This is a genomic window from Streptococcus sp. STR1/CE/0325 (assembly GCF_055386095.1).
This window is the reverse complement of the sequence record NZ_AP045018.1, coordinates 1,346,671-1,358,037: the sequence shown is the minus strand read 5'-3', so window position 1 is coordinate 1,358,037 and position 11,367 is coordinate 1,346,671. Positions and strand designations below refer to the sequence as shown.

The 11,367-nt window shown below is 42.4% G+C and carries 12 protein-coding genes; 11 read left to right on the top strand and 1 reads right to left on the bottom strand.

Features of this window, described 5'->3' with window-relative positions; all coding sequences use genetic code 11:
- Positions 1 to 32: 32 nt before the first annotated feature.
- The 7 genes from ACZ49W_RS06610 (at position 33) to ACZ49W_RS06580 (ending at position 6,896) form a co-directional block, all read left to right on the top strand.
- On the top strand, positions 33 to 773 hold the full coding sequence (locus ACZ49W_RS06610; protein WP_464814524.1) for a Stp1/IreP family PP2C-type Ser/Thr phosphatase: 741 nt from the start codon (positions 33 to 35) through the stop codon (positions 771 to 773).
- Positions 770 to 2,677 (top strand): Stk1 family PASTA domain-containing Ser/Thr kinase, encoded by a 1,908-nt coding sequence (gene pknB / locus ACZ49W_RS06605; RefSeq protein WP_464814523.1) that lies wholly within the window; start codon positions 770 to 772, stop codon positions 2,675 to 2,677. The genes ACZ49W_RS06610 and pknB overlap by 4 nt, the downstream gene beginning before the upstream one ends.
- A 114-nt stretch (positions 2,678 to 2,791) precedes the next feature.
- Complete coding sequence (gene liaF, locus ACZ49W_RS06600; RefSeq protein ID WP_464814522.1) at positions 2,792 to 3,490, top strand: cell wall-active antibiotics response protein LiaF; 699 nt, start codon at positions 2,792 to 2,794, stop codon at positions 3,488 to 3,490.
- Positions 3,487 to 4,515: an envelope stress sensor histidine kinase LiaS gene (locus tag ACZ49W_RS06595; RefSeq protein WP_464814521.1), complete on the top strand. Its 1,029-nt coding sequence runs from the start codon at positions 3,487 to 3,489 to the stop codon at positions 4,513 to 4,515. Before liaF ends, ACZ49W_RS06595 begins: the two co-directional genes overlap by 4 nt.
- A complete protein-coding gene (locus ACZ49W_RS06590) occupies positions 4,481 to 5,125 on the top strand; it encodes a response regulator transcription factor (protein WP_464814520.1) in 645 nt (214 codons plus the stop codon). The genes ACZ49W_RS06595 and ACZ49W_RS06590 overlap by 35 nt, the downstream gene beginning before the upstream one ends.
- A 14-nt stretch (positions 5,126 to 5,139) precedes the next feature.
- A complete protein-coding gene (locus ACZ49W_RS06585) occupies positions 5,140 to 6,537 on the top strand; it encodes a Cof-type HAD-IIB family hydrolase (RefSeq protein WP_464814519.1) in 1,398 nt (465 codons plus the stop codon).
- A complete protein-coding gene (locus ACZ49W_RS06580; protein WP_464814518.1) occupies positions 6,534 to 6,896 on the top strand; it encodes a S1 RNA-binding domain-containing protein in 363 nt (120 codons plus the stop codon). The genes ACZ49W_RS06585 and ACZ49W_RS06580 overlap by 4 nt, the downstream gene beginning before the upstream one ends.
- A 36-nt stretch (positions 6,897 to 6,932) precedes the next feature.
- Here the strand turns inward: ACZ49W_RS06580 and ACZ49W_RS06575 are convergent, their stop codons facing one another.
- Positions 6,933 to 7,565 carry a YigZ family protein gene (locus ACZ49W_RS06575; RefSeq protein ID WP_464814517.1) on the bottom strand — a complete coding sequence of 211 codons (633 nt, stop codon included), beginning with the start codon at positions 7,563 to 7,565 and terminating at the stop codon, positions 6,933 to 6,935.
- 34 nt (positions 7,566 to 7,599) lie between these two features.
- Here ACZ49W_RS06575 and ACZ49W_RS06570 point away from each other — a divergent pair, with 34 nt between their 5' ends.
- From ACZ49W_RS06570 to ACZ49W_RS06555, 4 genes are all read left to right on the top strand, one after another.
- On the top strand, positions 7,600 to 8,901 hold the full coding sequence (locus ACZ49W_RS06570) for an ATP-dependent helicase ComFA (RefSeq protein WP_464814516.1): 1,302 nt from the start codon (positions 7,600 to 7,602) through the stop codon (positions 8,899 to 8,901).
- The gene (locus tag ACZ49W_RS06565) at positions 8,898 to 9,560 is read left to right on the top strand and encodes a ComF family protein (protein WP_464814515.1); all 663 of its coding nucleotides are present in this window, start codon (positions 8,898 to 8,900) and stop codon (positions 9,558 to 9,560) included. Before ACZ49W_RS06570 ends, ACZ49W_RS06565 begins: the two co-directional genes overlap by 4 nt.
- 78 nt (positions 9,561 to 9,638) lie before the next feature.
- A complete protein-coding gene (gene hpf, locus ACZ49W_RS06560) occupies positions 9,639 to 10,187 on the top strand; it encodes a ribosome hibernation-promoting factor, HPF/YfiA family (RefSeq protein ID WP_464814514.1) in 549 nt (182 codons plus the stop codon).
- 123 nt (positions 10,188 to 10,310) lie between these two features.
- Positions 10,311 to 11,366: a hypothetical protein gene (locus ACZ49W_RS06555; protein ID WP_464814513.1), complete on the top strand. Its 1,056-nt coding sequence runs from the start codon at positions 10,311 to 10,313 to the stop codon at positions 11,364 to 11,366.
- Position 11,367 lies beyond the last annotated feature (1 nt).

Below are 11,367 nucleotides of genomic sequence, written 5' to 3'. Positions count from 1 at the left end.
GAAAGGAACTGACCTTGTCAGAACGAAAACACATGAAATTTTCACTCTTAACCGATATTGGACAGCGACGCTCCAATAATCAAGATTATGTCAATAAATTTGAAAATAATAGTGGGATTCCCCTCATCGTCTTAGCAGATGGTATGGGCGGGCACCGAGCAGGTAATATCGCCAGTGAGATGGCAGTTATGGACTTAGGACGTGCTTGGGTCAATACTGATTTTACCGAATTTAGTCAGATTAGGGATTGGATGCTTGAAACCATTGAAGCCGAAAATCAAAAAATCTACCAACTCGGTCAAGAAGAGGACTACAAGGGCATGGGGACGACCATTGAAGCCTTGGCTGTGATTGATCGCACAGTCCTTTATGCACATATTGGAGATTCACGTGTCGGCTTGATCCGAAATGGGAACTACACCCAGCTCACCAGTGATCACTCTTTGGTCAATGCCTTGGTTAAGGCAGGTCAACTGACGGAAGAAGAAGCCAAGAACCATCCGCAAAAAAATATCATCACGCAGTCAGTCGGACAACCCCGTCCCATCGAGTTAGACCTTGGGATTCAGTCACTAGAAGTTGGAGATTACCTTCTTGCCAATAGTGATGGTTTGACCAATATGATTTCAAAAGAGACCATTGTAGAGGTCTTAAATCAAGATTTGAGTTTGGATGAAAAGGCCAAGACCTTGATTGATTTGGCTAACCAAGCAGGCGGTCTTGACAATATCACTGTTGTTCTTGTTCACCTTGAAAAGGAGGATGAGGCATGATCCAGATTGGCAAGTTATTTGCTGGTCGTTATCGGATTCTCAAGTCTATTGGACGCGGTGGCATGGCGGATGTTTATCTAGCCAATGATTTGATTTTGGACAATGAAGAGGTCGCTATTAAGGTTTTAAGAACCAATTATCAGACCGATCAGGTGGCAGTGGCACGTTTTCAGCGAGAAGCGCGTGCCATGGCAGAGCTCAACCACCCCAATATTGTTTCCATCCGTGACATTGGAGAAGAAGACGGCCAGCAGTTTTTGGTGATGGAATATGTGGACGGTGAGGATTTAAAAAAATATATCCAAGACCATGCGCCACTTTCTAATAAGGAAGTGGTCCGGATTATGGAAGAGGTTCTCTCTGCCATGACCCTTGCGCATGAGCAAGGGATTGTCCACCGTGATTTGAAACCGCAAAATATTCTGTTGACCAAGGACGGTCAGGTCAAGGTGACTGACTTTGGGATTGCTGTTGCCTTTGCAGAGACCAGTCTGACCCAGACTAACTCGATGCTTGGTTCGGTGCACTACCTCTCGCCAGAGCAGGCAAGGGGCTCAAAAGCAACCGTGCAAAGTGATATTTACGCCATGGGAATTATGCTCTTTGAGATGTTAACAGGGCACATTCCTTATGACGGAGATAGTGCGGTAACCATTGCCCTCCAGCATTTCCAAAAGCCACTGCCTTCTATCCTTGAGGAAAATAAGAATGTTCCCCAAGCTCTGGAAAATGTGGTGATCAAAGCAACAGCCAAAAAGCTGAGCGATCGCTACCAATCCACTTATGAGATGAGCAGGGACCTTGATACTTGTCTTTCCCCTCAAAGAAAGCGGGAGAAAAAGTTAGTCTTTAGCGACAAGACAGATACCAAGAGTTTACCCAAAGTGGAGCAAAACACGGCTAAAGTCACTACAGAGCAGCTCTTGAAGCAAGAGTCTAAGACTAAAAAAGACAAGGAAGCCACGCAGAAAAAAAACAAACCAAAGAAGGATAAAGCAAGCACGCACAAGAAAAAGAATCCTTTTTCTGTCATTTTGAAAATCTTCTTTGCCCTTGTGATTGTCCTTGTCGCCTTTATGGCCTTTCTCTTGATGACCAGACCAAAGACCATTTCTGTTCCTGATGTGACAGGCATCAGCCTTTCTGTTGCCAAGGAAAATATCCAAAAAGCAGGTCTGTCTGTCGGCAATGTCCAAGAAGAAGAAAACGATGATGTTGATGAAGGACAAGTCATCAGAACCAATCCAAGTGCTGGCACCTCAAGAAGAGAAGGGGCTAAGATTGATTTGTTCGTCTCAAAAGGTCCTTCAAAAAATGGTTTTGAATTGCCTGATTATGTCGGTCAAAATTATCAAGATGCGGTCAATGATTTGATTGCCAATTATGATGTCTTAGAGTCGCAGATTACCATCAAACGGGTGACCACGGACAAGTATGACCCAGATATGGTCATCAAACAAAGTCCAAAGGCCAAAAATAAATTTAACCCAGATGGCAGCCGTAAGATTGTCCTTGAAGTGGCGACCAGCAGCCTTGTTTCTATGCCAGACTTGTCTGGAGATACCTTTAGTCAAGCAGCTAAGACCCTCACAGACCTTGGTGTGGCTTCTAGTCGTATCAAGGCTTACCACTATGAGACAGGAGTAGAGATTAAGACGCCGCCGTCAACTGCTCCAGTTGTCGCGCAAACGCCTTATTATGGAGGCAATTTGAGTTTGTCATCAGATGATGAGATTATTCTTTATCTCTCCTATCCAGAGACCAGCGCTTCTTCTGAGGAAAGAAATGAGCGAGACAGTAGCACAAGTAGCAATACACGCTCTAGCAACAGTTCATCTAGCCGCTCTCGCACAGAAGAAAGCAGTAGTGAGTCCTCATCTGTTACAGATAGCACTGAGGAATAAAGAAAGAAGAGGTGGGCACAAAGCCCTTCCTCTTTTTTGCTGCTTCGACAGGTCGTAGCTGAAATTTTAAGGAAAATTTGGTACAATGTCAAGTAATGATGAGAGAGGTTTAGCGTGAGAAAGTTTCAATTTTTTTTATTAGTGGAAGCGGTGCTGTTGACCATGGCTTTGCTGACGATTTTTTCGCAGAACATATCCGCTGCCCTTTGCTTGATTTTCTTGTTACTTTTAGCGTTTCGCTATTACAATATCGGTAGTCAAAGCAATTTTTTACTGACCGTAGCCTTTTTGACCTGCTTTTTGGTCTTTATGCTCAATCCTTATGTGGTGATGGCGATTGTCTTTGGGGTGATTTATGTCATGATTAATCATTTTGCCCAAGTCAAAAAGAAAAATCGCTATGCCCTCTTACGATTTAAGGATGAAGAATTGGGGGTCAAGACGGTGAGAAACCAATGGATTGGCACCAGACAATACAGTTCATCAGATGATTATGCCTTTGATGACATTAATATTATCCGTATCACAGGAAGTGATCAGATTGATTTGAGCCGAGTGATTGTGCGAGGAAAAGACAATGTTATCATGATGAGAAAGGTTTACGGACCAACGACCATTATTGTTCCGATTGATGTCAAGGTTCGCATCAGTGTGAGTGCGGTGTATGGCAGTCTGTCTTATTTTCAAGCGCCTGCTTATGATTTGCGCAATGAAACCATCCAACTGGAAGATGAAGGCTATCTGGATGCCATTAAGTCTGTTCGCATCATCGTGAATGTCATTGCAGGGCAAGTGAAGGTGGTCAAGCGATGAGAAAATATTATGTGCTTTTGTTTCCCTTCATCTATGCCTTTATCACGATTTTTTCCATTGTCTTTATCCTGTTGGACAGTCTTGACATTGACATCTTAGACAAGCTAGCAAAGGTTGAGGTTTTAGAGAAATTTGCCTTTTCGGTGATTTTATTGACCTTGTCCTTGATGATTTTGCTCATTCTCTTGTGGATGCTGGTGGATGACAATAGCAAGCGGCATTTGAATTATAATCTGCGTCGCATTATCAACAATCAGCCGATTTCTTATCTGGATGATACGGAGATTAGTAAAAATTTGGTGCGCTTGTCGCAAAAAGTAAATCGCCTCACCAGTAGCCTGCAAAAAACGGAAAATACCCAAATTTTAAATGGGCAAGAGATTGTGAAGCAAGAGCGAAAACGCATTGCAAGAGATTTACATGATACCGTTAGTCAGGAGTTATTTGCCTCTTCTCTCATGATTTCTGGTCTGCATCAGAGTTTGGATCTGGTTAGTCAAGAGCAATTAAAAGAGCAGTTGAGTGGCATTGAGGTGATTTTAAATAAAGCGCAAGATGATTTGCGGATTTTATTGCTCCACCTAAGACCAACTGAGTTAGAAGGTAGGACCTTATCACAGGGTCTTGCCATGATTTTAAAGGAATTAACAGATAAGTCAGCCATCACAATCGTCTATCAAGAAGAGGTCAAGGAATTGCCAAAGATGATCGAGGAAAATCTCTTTCGGATTGCTCAGGAATTTATCAGCAATACCTTAAAACATGCTGATGCCAAGCAGCTGGAAGTTTATCTCTATCAAAAAGATAGCGAAGTCGAGTTGAAGATGATTGATGACGGAAAAGGGTTTGATCTCGATAGTGTTAGAGAATTGAGTTACGGGTTGAAAAATATTGAGGACAGGGTGGCTGACTTAGCTGGGACCATGACCTATTTAAGTAGCCCTGGGAATGGTGTTTCTATGGCCATTCATTTGCCATTAGTGAAAGGAGATGAGGATGCAAGTCATACGCGTTCTACTGATTGACGACCATGAGATGGTTCGTCTTGGACTAAAGAGTTTTTTAAATTTACAGCCTCACATTGATGTGGTGGGAGAAGCCAGCACAGGCAAGCAAGGTGTGGATTTGGCTTTGGAGCTAAAGCCAGATGTTGTTGTGATGGATTTGGTTATGCCTGAGTTAGACGGAGTTGAGGCGACCCTTCTCTTACTAAAAGAGTGGAAGGATGCTAAAATCTTAGTGCTAACTTCTTATTTGGATAATGAAAAGATTTATCCTGTTATTGAAGCAGGGGCAAAAGGTTATATGCTCAAGACCTCCAGTGCAGCAGAAATTTTAAATAGTATTGAAAAGGTGGCAAGGGGTGAGCTTGCCATCGAAACTGAAGTGGATAAAAAAATGAAGTACCACAAGGAGCACCCCGAGCTACACGAGGACTTGACAGCGCGTGAGCGAGATGTGCTCACGCTTCTGACCAAGGGCTATGATAATCAGACCATTGCTGATGAGCTTTTTATCTCGCTTAAAACGGTTAAGACCCATGTGTCTAATATCCTAGCCAAGCTAGAAGTCGAAGATCGCACCCAAGCTGTTGTCTATGCCTTTAGGCATCACTTGGTAGAACGAGAAGATTAAAAAAGGAGAAACGTGTGAATAAAACCTTACAGTACAAAGCAAAAAAAGTGAAAGCTGTCTTTTTTGACATTGACGATACCCTAAGAAGAAAGGCAACGGGTTATATTCCAGAGTCGATTAAAACCGTGTTTGCTGCCTTAAAGGAAAAAGGCATTGCAACAGGGATTGCGACAGGACGGGCATTTTATGGGGTCGTACCAGAAATCCGTGCCCTAGAACCGGATTATTTTGTTACCATCAATGGGGCGAGTGTCTTGGACAAAAAAGGAGATGAGATCTTTGATCAACCCGTGTCACTGGACTTATTAAAGGACTATGTGGCTTGGTGTCAAGAGATTGGCATTGCCTATGGTTTTACTGGAAGAGATGAAGCGGTTGTGTCTGAGTGGACACCGATGATCAAAGAAGCCATGGAGCCTGTTTATGGCGAGTGCTTGGTGGATAAGGATTACCACTTGACCCACCCTGTTTATCAAATGTGGACTTTCTCAGAACATAATGCAGACTTGGTCTTACCAGATACTCTTGCTGAGCATTTTCGCTTGGTGCCTTGGCATCCTTACTCCTCAGACGCAGTTCAAAAAGACCTTTCCAAAGCGACTGGCTTAGAAAAAGTCCTTCAAAAAGAAGGCTGGAAGCCTGCTAATGTCCTTTTCTTTGGTGACGGGCCAAATGATGTGGAGATGCTGGATTATGTTGGTCTTCCTGTTGTCATGGGAGATGGGGTGGAAGAAGCCAAAGAAAGAGCGGCTTATATCACTGGCACCATTGAAGAGGATGGGATTTATCAAGTCTTACTGGACTTGGGTATTTTGGAGAAACCCTTAGAATTTCCACAATTAGACGCCAATCTGTCCGGGAAACGTGCTATTATCCATACCAATTATGGGGACATGGAGGTGGTCTTGTTTGCAGATCAAGCACCTAAAGCGGTGGAAAATTTCATTGGTCATGCTAAGGAAGGCTATTACGATGGGGTGATTTTCCACCGGATTATCCCAGATTTCATGATTCAAGGCGGAGACCCGACTGGAACGGGTATGGGGGGCGAGTCCATTTATGGGGATGCTTTTGAGGATGAGTTTTCAAAAGAACTCTATCATTTAAGAGGCGCTCTTTCGATGGCTAATGCTGGTCCAAACACCAATGGCAGTCAGTTCTTTATCGTGCAAAATGAACACTTGGCTTATAATAAAAAAGAGCTAAAGCGGGCAGGTTGGCCAGAAGTGGTGGCGGATGCCTATGCCACAGGAGGCGGAACACCTCATCTAGACCACCGTCATACTGTTTTTGGTCACTTGGCAAATGCAGCTTCCTATCACGTTTTAGATAAAATTGCTGCTGTTGAAACGGACTTTAGCGATAAGCCCATCGATGATGTGGTGATCACATCCATAGAGGTACTAGGATGAAAATTGGTGATAAGGTAAAAGGAAAAATTGTCAGTATTAAGCCCTATGGTGCTTTTGTCGAGTTAAAGCATCACCAGATTGGTCTCATTCATATTTCTGAAATCAAGAGCGGCTATATTGACAATATCTATCACATCCTTAGTGTTGGGGATGAAGTCTTGGTGCAGGTGATTGATTATGACGAATACAGCAAAAAGGTGAGTTTGTCCTTACGGACGCTAGAAGAAGAAAGAAAAAGTCACGCTAGTCGCCACCGTTTTTCTAATGACCGCTATAAAATTGGTTTTAAACCCTTGAAAGAAGCCCTCCCCAACTGGATAAAAGAAGGATTAGATGACTTAAAACACCGAGCAGGATAATGAAAAAACAACGAGATTGCTGTTCTCGTTGTTTTGTTATGCTATGGGAACTTCCACGATGGTTGTTCCTATTTCTTGAATTGTAATCTTGCCGTGATAGTAATCAGTCAAGCGCTCAAAGAGAGCTGGAGCGGCTTCTTTTTCCAGATAGAGGTGAACCTCCACCTGATCGGTAAAGATAGCATCAGTCGCCACCAGCCCTTCTTTTTCAAGGAATTGCTCCAAGAGCTGGTACTGGGGGTAAGAAAGCCTTATGGCAAAACCATCTAAGGTCTTGATATGGACCTTGCCGATGGTTTCAATCGCATGAGAGACACTACCAGAGTAGGCACGAATAAGTCCGCCTGTCCCTAGCTTGATGCCACCAAAGTATCTGGTCACGACAGCTAAAACATTGGTCAAGCCTTGTTTTTCAAGCACACTCAGCATAGGAATACCAGCTGTTCCACTGGGTTCGCCGTCATCGCTGGAGCGTTTGATTTGTGCGTCTTCTCCAATAATCATGGCAGAGCAGGAGTGGTTGGCTTTGTGATGCTCCTTTTTGATGCGAGCGATGATGTTTCGTCCTTCTTCTTCACTTGAGATGCGTGCGAGGTGGCAGATGAAGCGGGATTTTTTGATATTTTCTTCGATTTCTGCGGTACGGGCAATGGTTTTGTAATCTTTCATAAGAAAAGTGTATCACATTTTCGAATAAAGAGGTATGAAAAACCTTAAAACCTATTGTGGACGTCTGATGGTCGAGGCTGATCTCTTGGAGGAAGAAAAAAGAGAAGCTAAGCAGCTTCCTGCTATGGTTACAAAAGACAATACCTTAGTCTGCCAACGGTGTCAAACGCTGATAGAGTCGGACTGGCTCTTGCCAGATGGCAGGCATTATTGTCGGGTTTGTCTAGCCTTTGGTAGGTTAGTCGAAGGAGATAGGCTCTATTATTTTCCCAAAGCTCACTTTAAAAAAAAGGAGGTTCTCGTCTGGAAAGGTTCGCTAACACCTTATCAGCAAGCCGTATCAGATGCTCTTCTTGAAGCTATTGCTAAGAAAGAAGAAATCTTGGTCCATGCCGTGACGGGAGCAGGTAAGACAGAGATGATTTACCCTACGCTTTCTTGTTTATTAAAAGAAGGCTTGCAAGTAGCGGTAGTGAGTCCTCGCATTGATGTCTGTATTGAACTTCATAAACGTTTAAAACGTGATTTTTCTTGTTCCCTTGCCCTTTTGCATGGTGGTTCATCGCCTTATCAAGGCGAGCAGCTGGTGGTGGCTACGATTCATCAACTCTATAAATTTTATCAAACGTTTGATGCCATTATTATTGATGAGGTGGATGCCTTCCCCTTAGTGGATAATCCTTTTTTGTATCAGGCTATTAGGCAGGCTTTGACTCCTCAAGGTCTTCGACTCTTTTTGACTGCTACTTCGACTGATCAGCTTGATAGAGAGGTCAAGGCTGGTCGTCTAAAAAGAGTCCATCTAGCCAGACGCTTTCACGGCAATCCCTTGGTGGTGCCGACTTGTCGTTATGTGACTCCGATAAAAGAGCACTTAGCAAAAAGGCGATTGCCCCAATCTCTCTTACATCATATCAAGCGTCAGCGACAGACTTCCTATCCACTCTTGCTCTTTTTTCCCCATATTGCCCTAGGGGAGCAGTTTAGCGCCCTGCTTTCTCGTTATTTTCCAGAGGAAAAGATTGCTTTTGTGTCAAGCCAGTCCAAGGAGCGTCATGCGTCTGTTGAGGCATTTCGGAAACATCAAGTGGATATCTTGGTTTCGACAACGATTTTGGAGCGTGGGGTGACCTTTCCTTGTGTAGATGTCTTTGTGATTTGGGCTAATCATCATCTCTATACTCGCTCCTCTTTAGTCCAGATTTCAGGTCGGGTAGGACGAAGCCTAGAGCGCCCTACTGGGGAACTTATCTTTTTCCATGATGGAAAGACCAAAGCCATGGCTCAAGCCATCAAGGAAATTAAAATGATGAATCGAAAAGGAGGTGTGCAATGATCTGTTTATGGTGTCAAGAAAAATGTCCTGTGGAGACTTCTTTTACGGCTCTTTTTCTCCTTAAAAAGGAAAGCCCAAGACTATGTCCACATTGCGACGCAGGATTTGAGCAAATCAGCGCTTCTGCTTGTTTGACTTGTTGCAAAGACAGTCAAACAGAGGTCTGCACCGATTGCCAGTATTGGCAAGAAAAAGGACAAAGTGTTTCGCATCGTAGTCTTTACCGTTATAACGAGGTGATGAAGGCGTTTATGCAGCAATATAAATTTGGCGGAGATTATTTATTGCGCTTTGCTTTTAGTTCACTTTTAAAAAAAGAATTGGGCAAAGAAAAACACTGGACCTTGGTTCCGATTCCCTTGAGCGATAAGCGTCTAAGAGAGCGTGGTTTTAATCAAGTAACGGGGCTTTTGGAGGGAGCCGGTCTGTCTTATCAAGACTTATTGGTAAAAAAACATACCCAAAAACAATCCAGCAAAGGACGGCTTGAGCGTCTGGAAACCTCACAACCCTTTGCTTTAAAGGAAAAGGCAGAGCTGCCCAATCGTATTATCTTAGTCGATGATATTTATACCACAGGAACGACGCTCATGCTTGCTAAAAGTGTCTTAATGAAAGCAGGTGTGAAAATGATTAAAACTTTTTCTCTCGCCAGATAGGATAAGGCTTGCATAAAGTTTATGAAAGCGGTATAATAAAGATGTAATCAAAGTATTCTTTAGAAAAGAGGTAATCTTATGATTGACTATAACATTCGTGGTGAAAACATCGAAGTGACAGAAGCTCTTAGAAGCTATGTTGAAGATAAACTCGCAAAGATTGAAAAATACCTCAATTCAGAACAAAGCATTCATGCGCGTGTTAATCTCAAGGTTTACCGTGAAAAAAATGCTAAGGTTGAAGTCACCATTCCGTTAGGGAGCTTGACCCTAAGGGCAGAAGATATTTCTCAAGATATGTATGGTTCTATTGATTTGGTGGTCGATAAGATTGAACGTCAAATCCGTAAAAATAAGACAAAAATTGCAAAAAAACACCGTGAGAAGATTGCCACAGGTCAGGTCTTTACCACAGAGTTTGAGCAAGAAGCGATTGAGGACACACCAGCTGTCAAAGTGGTGAGAACCAAGATGATTGATCTTAAACCCATGGACATCGAAGAAGCCCTCCTTCAAATGGAATTGCTCGGTCATGATTTCTTTATCTACACCGACGCAAAAGACGGCACGACTAATGTGCTTTACTACCGTGAGGACGGTAACGTTGGCTTGATTGAAGCCAAATAAGAGAAAAATCAGCAGAAGACATTCTGCTGATTTTTTTGTGGGTAATACTTGGACAAAAAACCTTAACAAAACCTTAAATTTATGATAAAATAAAGAAAATAAAAGATTTATGGAGGAAATGTGATGAACAAAGCAGATTGGTTGGAGTACTTTGAAGCCATCAATGGTCGTCCAGCAACAGCAGATGAAATCAAACAGGCCTTGGCGAATAAGGAATTCGAAGACGAAACAACAGTTGTTTACGAGGCTGGTGAAGAAAGTGTCGTAGAGCCTGTGCAAGCGATGAAAGAAGAACCAGCTCAAGCCAAAGAGCCACCAGTCATGCCACAGACACCACCAACGTCGGGGGCTAGGATTTCTTCTTCTAACTTCAATAAAGAGGATATTAAAGAAAAAGGAAAGGCTTATTTTAATTGGTTTTTAACCCATCTAAAAAATCCAACTGCGGATAAATTTGATGGTCAGTGGTTATATGGAAGTGTAACTCTAATCATTTCTGCCTTTCTTTTGTCAGCTGCTTGGATGAATTATCTCTCTCGCTTTTTAATGTCTATTGCTAATGCTTCTGTAAAAGATATGACGTTACGTACTACTGCACCAGAGAAATATGATTTGTTTGTCAATGCAGTGAAATCGGAGTTGGGGCTTGGCAAAGTTATTCAGGTTGGACTTTTGTTTTTTATTATTTATGTCTTGGCAACCGTTCTTCCAGTTATCATTGATAGACTAGGAAAAAATAGCAATCAATCATTTTTATTGGATTGGGGTAGACGTTTGGTCATTTCTCCGATTTTCTTGGTATTAAATGGCGCTGCTTACCTCCTTTCTTATTTGCAACCGGATAAGTTGATTATATCAAGTTCTTACTTTGAACAACTACTTAATTTTGGTAATGGTTTCTCTTCGTTTGTTACACTTTCCAATTTGATTAAAGAGGTTCCAGCTTTGAAGTCACTTCAGACAGTAGGAACTTATCTAGCAGTATTGGCAATTCTTGGATTTGTTGTTTTGTTGGTTTCTCTCGTTTCTAACATTAAATCTTCTATTTCTGTTCTTAGTCGTTTTTACGTTGCTTGTTGTAGTGTTGTCGTTTTATTTGCGGTAGTTTATTTTGTTGATAAGACAGTTGTGACAACAATCTTTAAAGCATTTACTTCAGTCTATACAGCAGCGTTTTAGT

What these genes read in the sequence shown, in the direction of transcription:
- ACZ49W_RS06570 (WP_464814516.1), top strand. Translation starts at nt 7,600, where the DNA reads ATGAAAAACCTTAAAACCTATTGTGGACGTCTGATGGTCGAGGCTGAT.
- pknB (WP_464814523.1), top strand. Translation starts at nt 770, where the DNA reads ATGATCCAGATTGGCAAGTTATTTGCTGGTCGTTATCGGATTCTCAAG.
- ACZ49W_RS06575 (WP_464814517.1), bottom strand. Translation starts at nt 7,565, where the DNA reads ATGAAAGATTACAAAACCATTGCCCGTACCGCAGAAATCGAAGAAAAT.
- ACZ49W_RS06590 (WP_464814520.1), top strand. Translation starts at nt 4,481, where the DNA reads ATGAGGATGCAAGTCATACGCGTTCTACTGATTGACGACCATGAGATG.
- ACZ49W_RS06555 (WP_464814513.1), top strand. Translation starts at nt 10,311, where the DNA reads ATGAACAAAGCAGATTGGTTGGAGTACTTTGAAGCCATCAATGGTCGT.
- ACZ49W_RS06565 (WP_464814515.1), top strand. Translation starts at nt 8,898, where the DNA reads ATGATCTGTTTATGGTGTCAAGAAAAATGTCCTGTGGAGACTTCTTTT.
- ACZ49W_RS06610 (WP_464814524.1), top strand. Translation starts at nt 33, where the DNA reads ATGAAATTTTCACTCTTAACCGATATTGGACAGCGACGCTCCAATAAT.
- hpf (WP_464814514.1), top strand. Translation starts at nt 9,639, where the DNA reads ATGATTGACTATAACATTCGTGGTGAAAACATCGAAGTGACAGAAGCT.
- ACZ49W_RS06595 (WP_464814521.1), top strand. Translation starts at nt 3,487, where the DNA reads ATGAGAAAATATTATGTGCTTTTGTTTCCCTTCATCTATGCCTTTATC.
- ACZ49W_RS06580 (WP_464814518.1), top strand. Translation starts at nt 6,534, where the DNA reads ATGAAAATTGGTGATAAGGTAAAAGGAAAAATTGTCAGTATTAAGCCC.